This window comes from Amycolatopsis sp. NPDC051371 (genome assembly GCF_040682155.1).
In the GTDB taxonomy this organism is placed as follows: Bacteria; Actinomycetota; Actinomycetes; order Mycobacteriales; family Pseudonocardiaceae; genus Amycolatopsis.
This window is the reverse complement of record NZ_JBFBAG010000020.1, coordinates 55,915-74,136: the sequence shown is the minus strand read 5'-3', so window position 1 is coordinate 74,136 and position 18,222 is coordinate 55,915. Positions and strand designations below refer to the sequence as shown.

The following is an 18,222-nucleotide window of genomic DNA, read 5'->3' as shown; positions in this document are numbered from 1 at the left end:
GGTCTTCTCGACCGGAGATAGGACACACCGCCCGTGACCCTGCTGGACAGCAAGCTCGTCCGCTGCTGGACGTCCCGTCCGCACCTGCAGTCCCTCTACACCCTCGCCGCGGCCGCCCCGCGGATGCACGCCGCGCTCGGCCTCATGCCCACCGGCGGCGGCACGGTCGGCTTCAGGGTGGACGGGGACGCCCTGGCCCGCACGGAGGCGGAGCTGATCGCCGCGACGTCGGCCCGGCTGCCGGTGCACCCGCTGGTGACGCAGGACCTCCACGGGCGTTCGACGGTCCGGTGCTGGCGCCGCAACCGGGACCTGCGCGTGCTGACCGCCGACCTGGTCGACGTCGCGGACCGGCTGGCCCGGGCGGGCTACGGCGGCTGCCTGCGGTCGGCGACCGTCGAGTTCGCCGAGCCGGGCGGGCGCCGCGACCGCAAGCTGGCGCTGGTCTACCTGTTCGACCGCGGCACGTTCCACACCGCCGCGGCCGCCGGGGCTCGGCCCCTCGACCGCGCGCTGGAGCTGCGCGCCCGCGCGGCGCTGCACGGTGCGCTGCCGTTGGAACCGCACGCGCACCGCCGGTTCGTCGTCTGAAAATTCTGTGTTTGTCGAGGTCGCGGGCTTCTGCGAAGATGCTGCTCTCTTCGAGGAGTAGGAGAACGCAATGGCTTCCGTGCTCAACCCGTACCTGAGCTTCCGCGCCGACGCGCGGCAGGCCATGGAGTTCTACAAGGACGTCTTCGGCGGAACGCTCCACGTCAACACCTTCGGGGAATTCGGTTCACCCGAAGGAGCGGACGCGGACAAGATCATGCACGCCCAGCTGGAGACCGACAACGGCTTCACGCTGATGGCGGCCGACACGCCGACCGGGGTGGACCACAACCCGGGCACGAACATTTCGGTGAGCCTCAGTGGTGACGACGCCGGCGACCTGCGCGGCTACTGGGACAAGCTGAGCGAGGGCGGCACCGTGACGGTTCCGTTCGAAAAGCAGATGTGGGGCGACGAATTCGGCGCCTGCGTCGACAAGTTCGGCATCCCGTGGATGGTCAACGTCGTCCATCAGGCGTAACGGGGCGTTGCAGCCCGCGCCCGCGTCGGTGACGATGAGGGGCCGGCGTGCTTCCGCGCCGGGGCGAAGGAGGCCCGATGGCGGGTTCCCCCTGGACGTGCGCGCAGTGCGGCGCGGTCAACGACCCCGCGGCCGGGCGGTGCGGCACCTGCTCGAGCCTGGCCCCCGGCCGGGCTCGCGCGCGGGCGCTGTGGGTGATGCTGACGCTGATGCTGGTCGCCGGGGTCGCGGTGGGCGGGGTCCTGCTGTTCACGGCCCGCGCGAAGCCCTCGCCCGACGCGTCCGGGCCGTTTCCGTCGTACACGACACCCGTCCTGCCGACGACCAAGACCGTGGTCACGACGGCGAACGGCGTCACCCCGCCGGTGACGCCGTCGACGTCGACCTCGCCGACACCGGCGGGGAAGCCGTGCCCGGGGGACGCGGCTCGATACCTACCGGGCGGCCAGGGGACGGCATTGCTCGTCGCGCAGACGGTGAAGTCGCTGATCACGATCTGCCAGGTGCCCGACGGGCGGATCTTCTACGACGGTCAGGCGCGCGGGCAGGCGGCCTCGGACGACACCCACATCGTGCTGCCCGCCCAGGCTTCGGGCGACGGTTTCGTCGCGAAGAACGGCGACTACACCTACCAGGTCGGTGGCGGCAGGCTGGTCGTGTCGGCCGGCTCCGGCGTGCTCTCGGACGACGAGCTGACCACGGTCGGCTGAGCGCTTGCTCAGGATGTGGGAGCACCGCCGGAAGATCGGCGGTTTTGAGCATTCTGGAAGAATGGCTTCTCCGCTGGACAACCCGGTCTTGACGTCTCTGACCGGCCCGCACGCCCGCTTCGCCGAACGGCGCGGGCGCGTGGTGCGCTACCCCGAGGACGTCGCTCCCTTCCTCGGCCTTCCCGACCCTCCCGAGGAGCAGGATTGGCTCGACGTCGCCGGGCTCGCCGGGCCGGGAGCCGTCGTCGTGCTCGCCGCCACGGCCGCGCGGCCGCCGTCCGGCTGGGAGGTGCTCGACGCGCTGCCCGGCGTCCAGCTCGTCGACGAGGGTGTCGCGGCCGCGCCGGACCCGGAAGCCGTGCGGCTGGGGCTCGCGGACGTGCCGGAGATGCTCGACCTCGTCGAACGGACGAAGCCCGGGCCGTTCCGGAAGCGGACCGTCGAGCTCGGCACGTACCTCGGGATCCGGCGGGACGGCGCGCTGGTCGCGATGGCCGGCGAGCGGCTGCACCCGCCGGGCTACACCGAGATCAGCGCGGTCTGCACGGACCCGGCCCACCGCGGGCAGGGCCTCGGGACGCGGCTCGTGCTCGCGGTGGCGGCGGGCATCCGCGAGCGCGGCGAGACGCCGATGATGCACGCGGCCGCGAGCAACACCTCCGCGATCCGCCTCTACCTGTCCCTGGGGTTCGCCCTGCGGCGGCGGCCGGACTTCGTCGCGGTCCGCGTGCCCGGCTAGGCGCCGGTCGAGGAGCCCGGTCGCACGATCATCAGGACCGTCACCACCGCCCACAGCAGGTTGAACACCCCGGTGACCATGGCGAGCCGGCTCAGCTTGGCCGAAGTGGACTCCTCGGCGAGCAGGCGCTTCTGCCGCGGCAGCACCAGCACCGCGAGCACCGCGGCCGCGACGGCGGTCAGCCCGATCGACGTGAGCAGCCACGGGTCGCCCATGACGTGCATCGTGCCCGCGACGCCGAAGCCGAACACCGGCACCGCGATGGCGGCGTAGGCGTACACGCGGCAGATCCGGTGCAGCATCTTCGCGATCTTGAGATCGCCCTTCTGGACGGCGGCGGGGAACATGCTGGCCGCGACGGCGACCGGGCCGACGGCGAGGATCGCCGCCAGGACGTGGACCGAGAGCAGGATTTTCGACACGCGCCGAAGTTACCGATCTTCGTGAGGGGCCAGCAGTGGCTGGAATGCCAGGAACCACCGAGATCCGGCCAACGGCGTCCGGATGTCGATTCCGGCGTCCCCGGTTCGACGTCCGGGTAGAGGAAGGGGACCACGATGACCGCCACGACGTGCACCACCACCCGGATCCGCAGCCTGCCGGTCCTGCTCGCCACCGAGGACGACGCCGAGGACATGGGCCTGCTGGCCCCGGACGACCGCCTGACCTGCCACGTGCACGGCCGGTGGATCCACCAGTGCGTCGCCTCGCCGGCGCACGTCAGCCCGGTCACCCGGCACCGCTGGTGCCGCGGCTGCCGGACCGAGCTGTGCGTCGCCGTCGACGAGCTGTCCCTGGCCGTCGCGATGACCTGCCCGCGCTGCGGCCACGGCGGCAGCGCCGCCACCACCCGGCTGACCACGGCCTGCCGCGCGAGCCTGGCCGCCGAGCGCGACGCCCGGCGCGCGGCCTGACCGGCAGCGCCTAGCTCGGCACCCACATCGTCACGCGGGTGCCGCGGCCCGGCTGGGAGTCCACCGTCCCGTGCCCGCCGACCTCGGCCAGGCGGGCCACGATCGATTGGGTGATGCCGAAGCCCGGCGGCCGGTCGTGGACGTCGAAGCCCTGGCCCTGGTCGCGCGCCACCACCGCGATCCCGCCGTCGCGTTCCTCCACGCGCAGCACGACCTGCTTCGTCCCGGAGTGCTTCACCGTGTTGCGCAACGCTTCCCGCACCGCCTCGCACATCGCCGTGCGGCGGTCCTGGGACAGCTTGTCGTCGTCGGCGAAGTCCGCCGCGACGAGCTGGGTGCGCAGGCCGTCGCGGGCCATCTCGGTCGCGACGTCGGCGAGCTCGACCGCGAACCCGCGGGCCGTCCCGTTCGGTATCGGCTCGGTGATCTGGCGGCGGATCTCGGCGGCCTCGGCCTTCGCCACCGACCGCACCTCGGACAGCCGGCTCACGGCGTGCGCGTCGTCGCCCGGCGCCGAGATGGCGAGCGCTTCCAGCGTCTGCAGCACGCTGTCGTGCATGATGCGCCGCGTCCGGCGGCGCTCGGCCTCGCGCCCGCGCCGGATCCCGATGTCGACCGCGAACCGCGTGCCGGCGCCGAGCAGGATGAGGATGCCCGCGGCGAGCACGATCGCCACCGCCAGCGCGATCATGCAGCCGATCGAGCGCGTCACCGAGAGCTGGTCGGTCAGGGGGAGGCCGCCGGCCAGGGTGAGCGCCGCCCGGAGCGGGGCGGCCGCCACCACCAGCCACAGCGCCGAGGGCAGCCCGGACGTGCCCGCCCACATGGCGACGGCGCCGACCAGCCAGGTCCAGGCCACGTCGACCGCGAACGGCTGCACCGCCGCCGGGGCGGTCGCGGCGACGGCGAAGTTGAGCGCCACCCCCACGGCCAGGTCCAACGCGAGGGCCCGGCCGGTGACGCGGGCCCGCAGCCCGCCCGAGCGCAGCACCCAGGCCACCGCGGCGGTGTTGGCCGCGACGGCGAACACGGTGGCCGCCAGCACCGGCCCGAGCCCGACCCGGCCGTTGGCCGCGGCGAACCCGATGAACACCTTGACGAACGCCGCGATCCGGTAGGCCAGCGGCACGACGACCCAGTACCGGGCGGCGCGGGCGAGCGTCGCGTCCCCGACGGCGGCGAGGTCACCGTGCTCGTCGGGAGACTCGGCCGGCTCCGCGGGCGTGCCGCTGCGCAGCAGCGTGCGAACGAGCGCGCGCGGCGGCGCGGCGGAGCCCGCCTCGGGCATCGGTGGTCCCCATTTCATCCGGCCGTCCGGGCGGTCTGAGCCTGGCAGCGCGGCAGGGGCGTCGTCAACCGCTCCCGGGGTGGGGTCCGGGCCCGGTGGGACAAGGGAAAGGCCGTCGGAAGGGGTCGGTCGTGCCGCGGCGGGCCGGTATTCCGACCACGTGGGACGCGACCTGGCGCAAGGTCCTCACCGACGGCTAGTACGTGTGGAACACCGTCTCCTCGCCCGCGTACTCCTCCCAGCCGGGCGCTCCGGTCGCGGCGAAGCGGTACCAGGCGCCGTTCAGGTCGCGGGCCAGCTCCCGCGGCGGGTGCTCGCCCAGCAGGCCCCGCGGCCCGGACGCCGGTCCCAGCGCGTCGAACACGAAGGGCAGCTCGAGCCCGTGGCACGCGCCCAAGCTGCCTTCGAGCAGCGGCGAACCCCATTCGAACTCGTACCGGAAGGTCCGGCCGCCGTGGTGCTCGGCCAGGTCGCGGACGCCGTCGCGGAAGACCAGGTCGGTCAAGGCGGCGACAAGGACCTCCCCCGCCGAGCGGTCCGAGCCGAGGCCGTACCGGTGGAGCACGCCGGCCGGGTCGGGGTGCGACACCGCCAGCGACGCCACGGCCTGGTCGTCGGTGACCGCGTCGAGCGCGCCGGTGGGCACCAGGTAGAGCCGCATCTCCTCGCTGCAGCTGCCGACGACCAGGTCGACGTCGCGGCCCGCGCCCGCCCGGATCGCCTTGGCCGGGTGCTGCGGCAGGACGTCGTCGCCGACCATCGGGAGGAACGGGCTGAGCCCGTAGCCGCGGTCGTAGCCGAGCGCGTCGCGCAGGTCGGGGGCACCACCGGGCCGCAGGACGGCGTCCTGCGCGTCGAGCAGCTGCTCGGTCGAGACCTTCCGGAACGCCTCGGCGGTCGGTTCGGCCTTCAGTTCGTCGGCGATCACCCGGGCGAGGCGGCGCGCCTGGACGCTGTCGCGCACCATGTCCGGGTGTCCACTTTGGACGATGGCCCGGTGGAAGAGTCCCTGGGAGAGCGGGGAACCGAGGAGGCAGGCGACGCTGACCGCGCCGGAGGCGGCGCCGAAGAAGGTGACGTTGCCGGGGTCGCCGCCGAAGCCGGTGATGTTCTCCTGGACCCACCGCAGGGCCGCGAGCTGGTCGCGCAGCCCGAGGTTCGTCGTGCCGCCGTCGAGCGGCAGGAAGCCGTCGACGCCGAGGCGGTATTGGACGGTCACGAGCACCGCGCCGGCGTGCGCGAACGAGGTGCCGTCGTAGACCGGTGCCGACCCGGTGCCGCCGAGGAACGCGCCGCCGTGCACGAACACGAGCACGGGCAGGCCGGCCGCGCCGAGCTGCGGGGTCCAGACGTCGACCGTCAGGTACTCCGGACCCGGCCGCCAGCCGGTGCCGGTGAGGGGGGAGAGGTCGAGCCCGGGCACGTCGTGCCGGCGTTGCGGCGCGGTCGGCCCCGGTCTGCTCGCGTCGCGGACGTCCTCCCACGGCGGGGCCGGGACGGGTTCGGCGAAGCGCAGGTCGCCCTCGGGCGCGGCGGCGTACGGGATGCCGCGAAACAGCGCGAAGCCGGCGGCGGTGACTTGACCGCGGACCGCGCCGGACGTGGTGGGGACGACGGGGTCGGTCATGCCGGGGGGTCCCTTCGAGGAAGATCGGGCGAGCGCCCGTCAGCCTAGGACCGGGGACCGGCCGCCGTCATGGGCGATCCGCCGAGAGTTGTCGCGGATGGATAACGGCGCCGGGCTCGTTGCGCCAGGTGGCCGAACGCCGGGGTGGGACGCGCGCGCGTCCCACCCCGGGCGATCAGTCCTCGAGCAGATCTTCGATGGTGATCGGGATGTGCCGGACCCGGATGCCGGTGGCGTTGTACACGGCGTTGGCCACCGCCGCCGCCATGCCGACCGTGCCGATTTCGCCGAGGCCCCGCGCGCCCACCGCGTTGTGGAGGGTGTCCGGGTACTCGACGAAGTGGACGCCGACCTCGGGGATGTCGGCGTTGACCGGGAGCAGGTAGCTCGCGAAGTCGCCGTTGGCGAGCCGGCCGTTCGCCTCGATCTCGAGGCCCTCGTGCAACGCGGCCGAGACACCCCAGATCATGCCGCCCATGATCTGGCTGCGGGCCGCCTTGTCGTTGATGATCCGGCCCGCGTCGAAGACGCCGAGCATCCGCGACACCCGGGCCTCGCGCGTCCACTTGTGCACGCGGACCTCGACGAACTGGGCGCCCCACGAGGCGAAGGAGTGCTTGGTCAGCTCCTCTCCGGGCGCCGACGTGCCGGTCACCTCGAGCGATTCGCGCCCCACGGTCCGCAGCAGCTCGCCGAAGGTCATCGACTTGCCGTCGGCGAAGACGCGGCCGTCGGCGTAGGTGACCTCTTGCCCGTCGAACGGCGCGCCGGGATCGGCGGCGAGCGCGGTCAGTTCGTCGATCGCCTTGGTGGCGGCGAGCATGATCGCCGTGCCGGCGCTCGCCGTCGCCGTCGAGCCGCCGGACATGCCGCCCGGCGGGAGGGTCGAGTCGCCGAGGCGGGGGGTGATCCGGTCCGCCGGGATGTCCAGCGATTCGGCGCCCACCAGGGAGAGCACGGTCAGCAGGCCGGTGCCGGGGTCCGCGCCGCTCGTCGCGACGACGGCGGTGTCGTCCGCCCGCAGTGTGATGCCGACGGTGGCCGGGAACCGCAGGGCGGGGAACACCGCGGTGGCCACGCCCATGCCGACGAGCCAGTCGCCGTCGGTGCGCGAGCCCGCCGGGCGGTGCGCCCAGCCGAAGCGGTCCGCGCCGACGCGGAAGCACTCGTCGAGGTGCTTGCTCGACCACTGCAGGTCGTGGCCGGGCGGGGCGGTCGAGTTGTTGCGGACGCGCAGCTCGATCGGGTCCATGCCCAGCTTCACGGCGAGCTCGTCGACCGCGCTCTCCAGCGCGAACGACCCGGGTGCCTCGCCGGGAGCCCGCATGAACGTCGTCGGCGGGACGTTCAGCGGCACGATCTTCTGGGAGATGGACAGGTTCTTCGTGGCGTACCACTCGCGCGAGGTGCCGTGCGACGTCGGTTCGACGAACGACCGGGCGGTGTCGGTGTGGCACCACGAGTCGTGGCGCAGGGCCACCAAGGTGCCGTCCGGCTCGGCGCCGAGCGCGAGCTTCTGCACCGTCGAGGCCCGGCCGGCGGTGGCGGTGAAGACCTGTTCGCGGGTGAGCGCGGCCTTCACCGGCCGGCCGAGGGCGCGGGCCGCCGCCGCGGCCAGGAACGCCGGCGTGGACGTCCGCCCCTTGCCGCCGAACGCGCCGCCGACGAACGGGTTGACCGCGCGGACTGCTTCCGGCGCCAGGTCGAGCGCCGTGGCCACTTCCGCCGCCTGCATGTTCGACGCCTGGTTCCCGCTGTAGATGGTCAGCTCGCCGTCGTCCCACACGGCGACGGCGGAGTGCGGCTCCATCGCGGCGTGGTTCTGCGTCGCGGTCGTGTAGGTCGCCTCGACGACCACCGGGCTCGCGGCCAGGGCGGCATCGAAGGATTCGACGCCGTCTTCGAGCACCTCGATTTCCGGTGGTGCGCCGTCCATGGCCGGGGGCGCGGGTTCGGCCGAGTCGAGGTGTTCGGCGAGCGAGGTCCGGGCGGGCTGCTCGCGGTAGGCGACCGCGACGAGGGCCGCGGCGTCCCGGGCCTGCTCGAACGTCTCCGCGACGACGAAGCCGATCGGCTGGCCGTAGTAGGTGACTTCCTTGCCCTGCAACGGAACCCACGTCTCGCCGAAGGGCGGCATGCTCGGGGTCTGCAGCGTCAGCGGGTCGAACGGCGTGTAGACCTCGAGCACGCCGGGTGCGCTCTTCGCCGCGGTGGCGTCCACGGCCTCGATCTCGCCGTGCGCGATCGTGCTGAGCACGACGTAGCCGTAGACCATGCCAGGGAAGGAGTGGTCGGCGCCGTACTTGGCCTCGCCGGTGACCTTCAGCGGCGCGTCGAGCCGGGTGATCATCGGGAGCTCCCCTCGGTCAGTTCGAGCAGTGCGCGGATGATGGTCCGCTTGAGCAGCGACACCTTGAAACCGTTGTCGGACAACGGGTGCGCCCCGTCGGCCGCCACGGCCGCGGCGGCCTCGAAGGAGGCCTGGGTCGCCGGGGCGCCCCGCAGGGCCTCCTCGACGGCGGGCAGGTGCCAAGGCACCGTCCCGACGCCGCCGGCCGCGACCCGCGCGTCGGCGATCCGCCCGTCGCGCACGTCCAGCGCGACAGCGGCGGAGCACAGCGCGAACTCGTAGGACTGCCGGTCGCGCACCTTGACGTAGGTCGAGTTCGCGGCCCAGTCCAGCCGGGGGACGAGCACGTCGGTGATCAGCTCGCCGGGGCGCAGGTCGTTCTCCAGAGCCGGGGTGTCGCCGGGCAGCTGGTAGAAGTCGCGCAGGGCGACTTCGCGGGTGCCTTCGGCGTCGGCGAGCCGCAGGCGCGCGTCGAGCGCGACCAGGGCGACGGCGACGTCACTGGCGTGCGTGGCGACGCACGGGTCCCTGGTGCCGAGGATCGCGTGCATCCGGTTGGCGCCGTCGAGCGCCGAGCAGCCGCTGCCGGGCTCGCGCTTGTTGCACGGCGTCGCGACGTCCCGGAAGTACGAGCAGCGCGTGCGCTGCAGCAGGTTCCCGCCGATGCTGGCCATGTTCCGGATCTGCTGCGACGCGCTCAGCAGCAGCGCGCGCGAGATCGCCGGGTACACCTGCGGGTGCGCGGCGATGGCGCTCATCCGCTCCAGCGCGCCGAAGCGCAGGCCGTCGCTCGTGTCGATGCCGCGCAGCGGGACCTGGTTGATGTCCAGGACGTGCTCGGGCGTGAGGACGTCGAGCTTCATGAGGTCGACCAGCGTCGTCCCGCCGGCCAGGAACGTGCCGGACGAGGCGAGGGCGTCTTCGACGGTGGTGGGGGCGGTCAGCTCAAAGGGACGCATCGGCCCGCCTCGCCTGGTCGACGGCCTTGACGATGTTCGGGTAGGCCGCGCACCGGCAGAGGTTGCCGGACATGAACTCCCGCACGTCTTCGACGTCCTGCTCGACGGCCGCGACCGCCGACATGATCTGCCCGGCGGTGCAGAACCCGCATTGCAGAGCGTCCTGGTCGACGAACGCCTGCTGCACCGGGTGCAGCGCGTCCTCTGTGGACAGTCCTTCGACGGTCGTCACCGGCTGCTTGACGGTGGCGGCCAGGGTGAGGCACGACAGCACGGGCCGGCCGCCGACGTGCACGGTGCAGGCGCCGCACTGACCGCGGTCGCAGCACTTCTTCGGGCCGGTGACGTCGAGGCGCTCGCGCAGGGCGTCGAGGAGGGTCACACCGGGATCGACGTCCAGGTGTTCGGTACTGCCGTTGACTTCGAGTGAGAATTCCACTGGTCTCTTTCCGCAGCTCGTCCGGGTGGGTACCTGACGGTGGTGGTGGCGGCGAACGGGGAGCGGATACTCATCCGCTTCACCCGTTCGCGAGGCTAGCGGATTACAATCCGGTTCGCAACGAACCGGACACGCTGGAGTTGCTCCAGGTCTGGGTTAGATTCGGCGAGACGGCACGAGGAGCGGGAGGACGATGACGACGGGATCGGTCAGCCCCCGGCGTGCGGACACCCGGCGCAACCACGAGCGCATCCTCGTCGTGGCCGCGAAGTCGCTGGCCGGCACGGGCGAGGTCTCGTTTAACGCGATCGCGAAGCAGGCCGAGGTCGGCGTCGGCACGGTGTACCGGCACTTCCCGACACCGGAGGCGCTGATCCTGGCGGTGTACCAGCGCGAGGTGCGGCACATCGTCGACATCGTGCCGGTGCTGCTGCAGAAGCACGCCGCGGACGAGGCGTTCCGGGTGTGGGTGACCGACCACCTGGCGCACTACATGATGACCAAGAAGGGGCTGGCCGACGCGCTGCGCCGCGCGACGGCGTCCCGCGGCGAGCTGCCGGCGAACGCGTACGAGGCGATGGTCGGCGCGGTCTCGACGTTGCTGAAGGCCAACGAGGCGGCCGGGACCGTGCGGCCGGAGCTCGACCCGCTGGTGGTACTGCGCGGGTTGGCCGGGTTGCTCCTGCTCGACCCGGCGGGTGACTGGCGCGGCGACGCGGCGAGCCTCGCCGAACTGCTCTGGCACGGGATGGCCCGCTAGTTTCGCGCGTGGCAAGTCGTTGCCGTTCGGGCCGCTGGAGTCCGGGCGCTCGCCGAGCCCGAGCCCGGCTCGGAAGCCCGGCCCAAAGGTCTTGAATGAGTCATTCAAGACCTCCGAAGACCTGAATGAGTCATTCAAGACGTTCGCACTCGCCGCCGCGCTGTCAACGAACCTCGGACGCGCGACACTAGGCGGTTTCGTCTTCGTGGAGCCGGACGGTCACGGTGACGCGGCCTTTCTCGTCGCGACGCGCCACCGCGTGGCCGGTGCGTGCCGTGTCGTCGAGTTCGAGGGACAGTAGGGCGCCGTCGCCGGTGAAGTTGCGCCACCAGTTCTTGGCGTCGGGCAGCCGGACGCCGATGGTGACGACGTCGCCCGCCCGCCGGTAGCCGACGGGCGTGGTGAACGTGCGGCCCGACCGCCGTCCCGTGTAGGTGACCTGGGTGAGGTGGCGGCGGACCAGACGTCCCCAGCGCGGGGACGTCCGGAGCGAGCCGACGCACGTGTTGACGCGGTCGACGGCGTTCTTCGGGAGCGGACCTCGGTAACCCATGGCGGCCACGATACCAAGAAACGGAGATAGGTGTTCCGGTTCCGTTCGGCTCAGCTGGAAGTGGGGAAATTGAACGCCGAGGCGCTCGTGTGCGGCCAGCGCGTCGTGACCACCTTCGCGCGCGTGTAGAAGTTGACGCCTGCTGGGCCGTGGATGGGGCTGTCGCCGATGAGGGAGTCTTTCCAGCCGCCGAAGGAGTAGTACGACATCGGGACGGGGATCGGGACGTTGACGCCGATCATGCCGACCTTGACCTCGCGTTGGAACTTGCGCGCCGCCTCGCCGCTGCCGGTGAAGATGGCTGTGCCGTTGCCGTAGGGGTTGGCGTTGATGATCGCGATCGCCTCGGCCACGGTGTCCGCGCGGACGACCGCCAGTACCGGTCCGAAGATCTCCTCGCGGTAGGCGTCCATGTCCGTGGTGACCTTGTCCAGCAGCGACGGCCCGACGAAGAAGCCTTCCTCGTGCCCGTCGACCGTCAGCCCGCGGCCGTCGACCACCACCGACGCACCCTGCTCCGCGCCATGGGCGACAGCGTTCACCACGCGCTCGTGGGCGGCCTCGGTGACCACCGGGCCCATGTCGCTGGCCGGGTCGTTGCCGGGGCCGACCTTGACCTCGCGCGCCTTGCGCTCGAGGATTTCGACCAGCTTGTCGCCGGCCGCTCCGACGGCCACGCCGACCGAGATCGCCATGCACCGCTGCCCGGCCGAGCCGAAGGCCGCGGCGGTCAGCTGGTTCGCGGCGTACTCCAGGTCGGCGTCGGGCAGGACGACCGCGTGGTTCTTCGCCCCGCCCAGGGCCTGGACGCGCTTGCCGGCCGCGGTCCCGCGTTCGTGGACGTATTTGGCGATCGGGGTCGAGCCGACGAACGACACCGCCGTGATATCCGGGTGGTCGAGGATCGCGTCGACCGCGGTCTTGTCGCCGTGGACGACGTTGAACACGCCGTCGGGCAGCCCGGCGTCGGTGTAGAGCTGGGCGACGAAGTTCGACGCCGAGGGGTCGCGTTCGCTGGGTTTGAGGACGAACGTGTTGCCGGTGGCGATGGCGACGGGGTGCATCCAGAGCGGGACCATGATCGGGAAGTTGAACGGCGTGATCCCGGCGACCACGCCGAGCGGTTGCCGGAAGTCGTGCACGTCGACGTCGCGCGAGACCTGGTCGGAGAAGCTCCCCTTGAGGGCGTCGGCGATGCCGCAGGCGTATTCGACGACTTCGCGGCCGCGCACGATCTCGCCGCGGGCGTCGTCGACGACTTTGCCGTGTTCGCTGGAGATGATCCGCGCGAGTTCGTCCTCGTGCTTCACCAGTAGCTCGCGGAAGGCGAACATCACCTTGGTCCGCTGGGACAGCGAGGAATCGCCCCACGCCTCGAAGGCTTTGCCCGCGGCCGCGACCGCGGTGTCCACATCGGACGTTTCGGCGAGCAGGACCTGCGCCTGCTGCCGCCCGGTGGCCGGGTCGAAGACCGGTGCCGTGCGGGTCGAGCCCGCGGACGTGGCGGTGCCGTTGATCCAGTGTTCGATGGTGTTCACGGTGCTCCTGCAGGTAGTAGTGCGATGCGGGTTCACAACAGCCCGACCGCGGTATCGACGGCCTTGGCGACGTCTCCGTCGTGCGGGTAGAGGAGAGAGCGCCCGACGACCAGGCCCTGCACGGTCGGCTGGGTCAGGGCCCGCTGCCAGGCGGCGAAGGCCGCGTCCGGGTCTTTGACTTCGCCGCCGAGCAGGACGGCCGGCAGGGTCGACGACGCGAGGACCCGCTCCATGTCGTCCACCACGGGGAGCTTGAGCCAGGTGTAGGCCGAGGAGCGGCCGAGCCCGGCGGCGATCGTGATCGACTTGATGACGGCGTCGGGGGAGAGGTCGTTCGTGACCCGCCCGTCGGTCCAGACCGACAGGAACGGCTCGACCATCGCGATCAGCTTCCGGTCGGCCAATTGGTTGACGGCTTTCGCGGTGTTCACCAGGACGCTCGGGGTGGCCGGGTCGTCGAGGCAGATCCGGGTGAGGGTCTTGCCGCCGTCGAACCGCATCCGTTCGATCGTTTCGGCGTCGTAGCAGGCGAAGCGGTCGTCGATCTCGAAACTCGACCCGGCCAGCCCGGTGCGGTTCATCGACCCGATCACGGTCTTGCCGTCCAATACGCCGAGCAGGAGCAGGTCATCGATGACGTCGGCGGTCGCGAGCACGCCGGTGACACCGGGGCGTTCCAGCGCGAGGCACAGCCGCTCGAGCAGTTCGCCCCGGTCGGCCATTGCGGAGGGGTTGGCGCCGACGGCGTTGGCGCCGCGGGCGGGGTGGTCCGCGGCGATGATCATCGTGCGGCCCTTGTCGTTGAACGGCGACTTGGCCCGCACCCGGTTCGCGGCCGCCTCGGCGATCGCTTCCGGGTGGTGCACTCGTTTCGCGACGAGACGCCGCACTACGTCGGTCACAGTTCCGCTCCCAGCTTGCGAAGTACCGGCCTTCGGCCGATCCGAAACCGACACTGCCAGCGCTCGGAGACTTTGTCAAGACATATGGACATAAGGTCATCCCTACCGCAGTCCGGATCGCGGTAGGCTTCCGGCGATGAGCACCCCTCCGTCGTCGTCCGGCGTGGACGTCACGCACCCGGCCTGGGATCCCGGCCGGGAGATCGTGCTGGACCCGGGCAGCCCGGAGCCGCTGTACCACCAGGTCTCGCAGCAGCTGCACGCCGCGATCGAGGACGGCCGGCTGCCGGCGGGCGCCCGGCTGGGCAACGAGGTGGACCTGGCCGCGAACCTGCGGCTTTCGCGCCCGACCGTCCGCCAGGCGATCCAGACGCTGGTCAACCAGGGCCTGCTCGTGCGGCGTCGCGGCGTCGGCACCCAGGTCGTCCGCACCAAGGTCGCGCGGCCGCTGCGGCTGAGCAGCCTGTTCGACGACCTCGCCGGGCTCGGCGGCAAGCCGGAGTCGGTGGTGCTGGTCAATGAGGTGGAGGACGCCGATGCCAAGGTGGCCGAGCTGCTGGAAGCGCCGGGCCTGACGCGGGTGCGGCGGCTGAAGCGCATCCGCTCGACCGGCGGCGAACCTCTCGCGCTGATGAACAACTACCTGCCCGACGGCATCATCGACCCGACCGACGACGAACTGCGCGAGCGAGGCCTCTACCAGCTCCTGCGGTCGGCGGGGGTCCGCCTGCACGCGGCGGAGCAGAACATCGGTGCCCGGCTGGCGACCGAAGAGGACGCGGAGCTGCTGGATGAGCCGCCGGGAGCGGCCCTGCTGACCATGCAGCGCACGACCTACGACGACACGGGCCGGGTGGTCGAGTACGGCTGGCACGTCTACCGCGCGTCCCGCTACGCGTTCAACCTCTCACTGACCAACGGCCCTCAGTAGTCACAAGCCGGTGCGGTGTCTTGTCTCAGCTGCCGCAACCGACCTGACGAACCGAGGTAGCCATGGACACGCTGGACGATCTCCGCCGCCACCTGCAGTGGGCGATCGAACTCGAGCACGCCACCATTCCCCCTTACCTGTGCGCGCTGTATTCGCTGGACCCGGCCCGCAATCCCGAAGCCGTGCAGGTGGTCGGGTCGGTGCTGGCGGAGGAGATGCTGCACCTCGCGCTGGACGCGAACCTGCTCAACGCCGTGGGCGGTTCGCCCCGGCTCGACACCCCCGCGCTGTTGCCGGCTTATCCGCATCCGCTGCCGCACGGCGACCGTTCCGTACACGTCCACCTGGCGCCGTTCGGCGCCGAAGCGCTCGAGCTGTTCCTGCGCATCGAGCAGCCCGCGTCGGCGGACGCGCCGCCCGAATCGGACGAGTACGAGACGATCGGCCAGTTCTACGCCGCCATCGAGGCCGGCTTCCGCGATTTGTGCGACGAGCTGGGCGAAACCGCGGTCTTCACGGGTGACCCGGCCCGGCAGATCGACGCGTTCCACCTCCGGGGCGGAGGGGGTGAAGTCATCGCGGTCCACGACCTGAAGTCCGCCCTGGCGGCGCTGGCGGAGGTCGTCGAACAGGGGGAGGGCGCGGCCCGCACCGACGTCTGGGACGGCGACCGCGACGTCTTCCACCCCGACCGCGAGGAGGTGGCGCACTACTACCGCTTCCAGGAGCTGAGTCTCGGCCGCCGCTACCGCACCGGCGACACGCCCGCGTCCGGTCCGACGGGCGAGAAGATCGCCGTCGATCTCGACGGCGTGCTGCCGATGCGGCCGAATCCGCGGACGGCCGACTATCCGGAAGGCAGCGCGATCCGGGTCGCGCAGGAAGGGTTCAACCAGACCTACAGTCTGCTGCTTTACCAGCTGGAGCAGGCTTTCACCGGCGACCCGGGGCAGATGCGGGACGCGGTCGGGACGATGTACGCGCTGCGGGCGCAGGCGGTGGCGTTGATGAAGCTGCCCACCGGCGACGGGCGGACGACCGCGGGGCCGGCCTTCGAGTACGTGCCGCCCGAGCAGCGCGCCTGAGGCGGCGGCCCGATCGCGTAAAGTGCCTCGCAGGAGGGGGTGGCGGTGACGGGATCGGGCAAACCCCGGCTGCGCTCGGCCGTGCTCGCGGCGGCGTGGCACCGGATCCCCGGCGTCGAAGTCCTCTCGTCCGGCGACGGCGGTCCGCTGACCCGCACCGTCAAGAAGATCATCGATCCGCTGGTCGTCCGCACCGCAGCGCGGCCGAAGCTGGGCCGGCCGCTGCTGGAGCCCGCCGCGGCGGCCGAACTCACCGAGCTGCTCCTCGCCGACGCACCGCGGTTGCGGGCGACCGCCGCGTGGTTCGTGCACTTGAAGCGGCAGCGCCGGGCCCTGCGCATCACCGCGGGCGACGTCCAGGACGTGTGCTTTCCCCTGGCGTACGAGCTGGCGACGGCGTTCGGGATGCCGGGACCGGAAGCACCGGAGACCGCCGACGCGGCGTTGCGCGAGTTGCACGGCGAAGGCGACGAAGCCGGCGTAGCGCAGCTGGCCGCGTACCTCGCCGATCCCCGGGCTTCCGCGGATCTGACCGCCGGGCTGCACCGTCGCTGGCACGCCGATGCCGGTCTCGTGCCGGACGACGCCGCGGTGCTGCTCGGCGAGTTCGTGGAAACCCTCACCGATGCCGCGTGGCTGGCCGGTTCCGCCGCGGGGCACGCCCTCGGCCTGGCGCTGCGCCGGCCCGGCGGAGCCGACGCGCTCGCCCGGGCCGCCGAGGCCGTTTCCGGCTCGCCGCCGCCGGATCTCGGTCTGCAGCGCGGGGATCGCACCGCCGTCCCGCCGCTGCGCCGGCAGGACGAAGCCGGCCCCGAACTCCTCGAACGCAGCGTCGAACGGCGCGTGCGCGCCACCCTGCGCCGGCTCCCCGCCGGCGAACGCGGTTCCGTCGCCGACCTCGTCGACGACGAAGCCCGCCGCGTCGTCGCCGGGTTCGGACTCGGGTTGCCCGCCCTGGCCACGTGTTTCGCGCTCGGCGTCGTCCTCGCGCCCGCCCTCCGGCCACTAGAGGGCAGCGTGCCCGGGGCCGCCCCCGGATTCGCGCGGCAGCTCAACGCCCAGGTCGCGCGCGAGGGGTACGTGCTCCACGCCCGCCGGGCGCTGGCCGGCACCACGCCGCTCACCCCGCGTCCCGACGCCGAGCTGGTGCGCGAGCTGCGCGAGTTCGGCAAGCAGTTCCTCGGCCGGCTGTGGATCCGCCTGCACGGCTTCGACGTCCGCGGTGAGCTCCCGGCCGACGCCGCGGACGTGCGCGACCTCGTCACCGGCGTCGTCCGGTCGACCTCGCTGGACCTGCGGACGAAGGTGCGCCGCGCGCTCGTGGCCCGCTTGCCGGACCTGGAGGCCGTCTCGTGACGCACCCGGTGCACACGCCCGTCGTCGCGGCGGACGGCGGCCTCGTCCGCTTCGCCCTCGCCGACCTGCTCGCCGGCGTGCCCGGCTCGATGCGCGTCGAACTCACCGACGCGGCGGCCGCCGAACCGTGGCTGACCCGGCTCGTCGGCGAGGAACATGCCTTGGCGGCCCTCGCATCCGGCCACGTCGACGTCCCTGCCCGGCCCGAACTGGCCACCCTCGCGCTGCTGCTGTGGGCCCGCCGGTGGTGGCCCGCGAGCCCGGCGCTCGGCGTTCCGTCCCTGGATCCGGCGTTGCTGGACCTCGAAGCCGCGGTCGCCACCGCGGCGGTGGCCGAAGGCATGCTCGACGGATTCGAAGCCACTCCAGGGGAACTGTTCGACGCCGCCGTCGAAGGGCTCGCCGCTACACCCGTCGCCGACGAAGTTCGTGGCCTGTGCACGCGGTTGTCGGCCTGGTTCGACGACCAGGACGACGTCGTGCGCGCCGAGGCCGCGGCCCGGCTGGCGGACGCCGCGATGCCGGGGCAGCGCGCGTACGCTCTGGCCGCGGGCGCCGGTTCGGGCGCGGCCGAGGACGGCGTCCTGACCGAGGGCCGAACGAGCGTGGACTGGGCGCGGGTGCCGCCGGGCGTCCTCGACGCCGCGGAGAACACCGTGACCTGGCGGATCGTCGCGGCCCCGACGGCCATCCGGCTCGAGGTCGAGGTCGCCGGGGTGTTCGCCGACGCCACGCTGTCCGCGTTCGCGACCCACGACGGCGAAGTGGTCGCGGAGATTCCCCTGCACCTGGGCGCGGGACAGTTCGCCGGTGCCGTCGACCTGGACGCCGCGCCTTCCGTCCACTTCGGACTCATCGTCGGCGTGACGGCCGAGGACGTCACCGGGACGACGGCGGCGGACCGGGCCGAAGTGGTGTCGCTCGTCCGGGCACGCGAGGCGTTGCCGCCGGAGGCCCGGACGCTGGCCGAGCGCGCGGCCGTCGACGGGGAGTTCTGAC

The 18,222-nt window shown here is 72.3% G+C and carries 19 protein-coding genes; 10 read left to right on the top strand and 9 right to left on the bottom strand.

Annotated features, from left to right (window positions below; translation table 11 throughout):
• Positions 1-33 precede the first annotated feature (33 nt).
• The 4 genes from AB0M59_RS24320 to AB0M59_RS24305 all read left to right on the top strand — a co-directional run bounded on the left by AB0M59_RS24320 (position 34) and on the right by AB0M59_RS24305 (position 2,521).
• On the top strand, positions 34-591 hold the full coding sequence (locus tag AB0M59_RS24320; protein WP_364618670.1) for a hypothetical protein: 558 nt from the start codon (positions 34-36) through the stop codon (positions 589-591).
• Positions 592-661: 70 nt separating this feature from the next.
• The gene (locus AB0M59_RS24315) at positions 662-1,072 is read left to right on the top strand and encodes a VOC family protein (protein WP_364618667.1); all 411 of its coding nucleotides are present in this window, start codon (positions 662-664) and stop codon (positions 1,070-1,072) included.
• A 77-nt stretch (positions 1,073-1,149) separates the two neighbouring features.
• A complete protein-coding gene (locus tag AB0M59_RS24310; protein ID WP_364618664.1) occupies positions 1,150-1,782 on the top strand; it encodes a hypothetical protein in 633 nt (210 codons plus the stop codon).
• A gap of 61 nt (positions 1,783-1,843) precedes the next feature.
• Positions 1,844-2,521 (top strand): GNAT family N-acetyltransferase, encoded by a 678-nt coding sequence (locus AB0M59_RS24305; protein ID WP_364618661.1) that lies wholly within the window; start codon positions 1,844-1,846, stop codon positions 2,519-2,521.
• Here the strand turns inward: AB0M59_RS24305 and AB0M59_RS24300 are convergent.
• On the bottom strand, positions 2,518-2,943 hold the full coding sequence (locus AB0M59_RS24300) for a DUF2269 family protein (protein WP_364618658.1): 426 nt from the start codon (positions 2,941-2,943) through the stop codon (positions 2,518-2,520). The genes AB0M59_RS24305 and AB0M59_RS24300 overlap by 4 nt on opposite strands.
• A 135-nt stretch (positions 2,944-3,078) precedes the next feature.
• On the opposite strand from AB0M59_RS24300, the gene AB0M59_RS24295 reads away from it, so the two are divergent.
• Positions 3,079-3,435: a hypothetical protein gene (locus AB0M59_RS24295; RefSeq protein ID WP_364618655.1), complete on the top strand. Its 357-nt coding sequence runs from the start codon at positions 3,079-3,081 to the stop codon at positions 3,433-3,435.
• Positions 3,436-3,445: 10 nt separating this feature from the next.
• On the opposite strand, the gene AB0M59_RS24290 is transcribed toward AB0M59_RS24295, so the two are convergent.
• The 5 genes from AB0M59_RS24290 to AB0M59_RS24270 form a co-directional block, all read right to left on the bottom strand.
• On the bottom strand, positions 3,446-4,723 hold the full coding sequence (locus AB0M59_RS24290) for an ATP-binding protein (protein WP_364618652.1): 1,278 nt from the start codon (positions 4,721-4,723) through the stop codon (positions 3,446-3,448).
• A 196-nt stretch (positions 4,724-4,919) separates the two neighbouring features.
• Complete coding sequence (locus AB0M59_RS24285; protein ID WP_364618650.1) at positions 4,920-6,350, bottom strand: carboxylesterase family protein; 1,431 nt, start codon at positions 6,348-6,350, stop codon at positions 4,920-4,922.
• A gap of 175 nt (positions 6,351-6,525) precedes the next feature.
• Positions 6,526-8,700, bottom strand: a complete 2,175-nt coding sequence (locus AB0M59_RS24280; RefSeq protein ID WP_364618648.1) for a xanthine dehydrogenase family protein molybdopterin-binding subunit — start codon at positions 8,698-8,700, stop codon at positions 6,526-6,528.
• The gene (locus AB0M59_RS24275) at positions 8,697-9,659 is read right to left on the bottom strand and encodes a xanthine dehydrogenase family protein subunit M (RefSeq protein ID WP_364618646.1); all 963 of its coding nucleotides are present in this window, start codon (positions 9,657-9,659) and stop codon (positions 8,697-8,699) included. The genes AB0M59_RS24280 and AB0M59_RS24275 overlap by 4 nt, the downstream gene beginning before the upstream one ends.
• A complete protein-coding gene (locus AB0M59_RS24270; protein ID WP_364618643.1) occupies positions 9,646-10,098 on the bottom strand; it encodes a (2Fe-2S)-binding protein in 453 nt (150 codons plus the stop codon). The genes AB0M59_RS24275 and AB0M59_RS24270 overlap by 14 nt, the downstream gene beginning before the upstream one ends.
• Positions 10,099-10,291: 193 nt before the next feature.
• Here AB0M59_RS24270 and AB0M59_RS24265 point away from each other — a divergent pair, with 193 nt between their 5' ends.
• Entirely contained in the window at positions 10,292-10,858 is a 567-nt protein-coding gene (locus tag AB0M59_RS24265) for a TetR/AcrR family transcriptional regulator (RefSeq protein WP_364618640.1), read from the top strand.
• A gap of 187 nt (positions 10,859-11,045) precedes the next feature.
• Here the strand turns inward: AB0M59_RS24265 and AB0M59_RS24260 are convergent, their stop codons facing one another.
• From AB0M59_RS24260 to AB0M59_RS24250, 3 genes are read right to left on the bottom strand one after another with little or no spacing between them, the layout of a single operon-like run.
• On the bottom strand, positions 11,046-11,411 hold the full coding sequence (locus AB0M59_RS24260) for a hypothetical protein (protein WP_364618637.1): 366 nt from the start codon (positions 11,409-11,411) through the stop codon (positions 11,046-11,048).
• Positions 11,412-11,461: 50 nt separating this feature from the next.
• The gene (locus AB0M59_RS24255; RefSeq protein WP_364618635.1) at positions 11,462-12,949 is read right to left on the bottom strand and encodes a CoA-acylating methylmalonate-semialdehyde dehydrogenase; all 1,488 of its coding nucleotides are present in this window, start codon (positions 12,947-12,949) and stop codon (positions 11,462-11,464) included.
• A 32-nt stretch (positions 12,950-12,981) separates the two neighbouring features.
• A complete protein-coding gene (locus AB0M59_RS24250) occupies positions 12,982-13,851 on the bottom strand; it encodes an aldolase (protein ID WP_364618632.1) in 870 nt (289 codons plus the stop codon).
• A gap of 136 nt (positions 13,852-13,987) precedes the next feature.
• Here AB0M59_RS24250 and AB0M59_RS24245 point away from each other — a divergent pair, with 136 nt between their 5' ends.
• The 4 genes from AB0M59_RS24245 to AB0M59_RS24230 all read left to right on the top strand — a co-directional run bounded on the left by AB0M59_RS24245 (position 13,988) and on the right by AB0M59_RS24230 (position 18,221).
• The gene (locus AB0M59_RS24245) at positions 13,988-14,782 is read left to right on the top strand and encodes a GntR family transcriptional regulator (RefSeq protein WP_364618629.1); all 795 of its coding nucleotides are present in this window, start codon (positions 13,988-13,990) and stop codon (positions 14,780-14,782) included.
• Between the two features lie 62 nt (positions 14,783-14,844).
• The gene (locus tag AB0M59_RS24240; RefSeq protein ID WP_364618626.1) at positions 14,845-15,867 is read left to right on the top strand and encodes a ferritin-like protein; all 1,023 of its coding nucleotides are present in this window, start codon (positions 14,845-14,847) and stop codon (positions 15,865-15,867) included.
• Positions 15,868-15,912: 45 nt separating this feature from the next.
• Entirely contained in the window at positions 15,913-17,223 is a 1,311-nt protein-coding gene (locus AB0M59_RS24235; protein ID WP_364618624.1) for a hypothetical protein, read from the top strand.
• Positions 17,220-18,221: a hypothetical protein gene (locus AB0M59_RS24230; protein WP_364618622.1), complete on the top strand. Its 1,002-nt coding sequence runs from the start codon at positions 17,220-17,222 to the stop codon at positions 18,219-18,221. Before AB0M59_RS24235 ends, AB0M59_RS24230 begins: the two co-directional genes overlap by 4 nt.
• Position 18,222 lies beyond the last annotated feature (1 nt).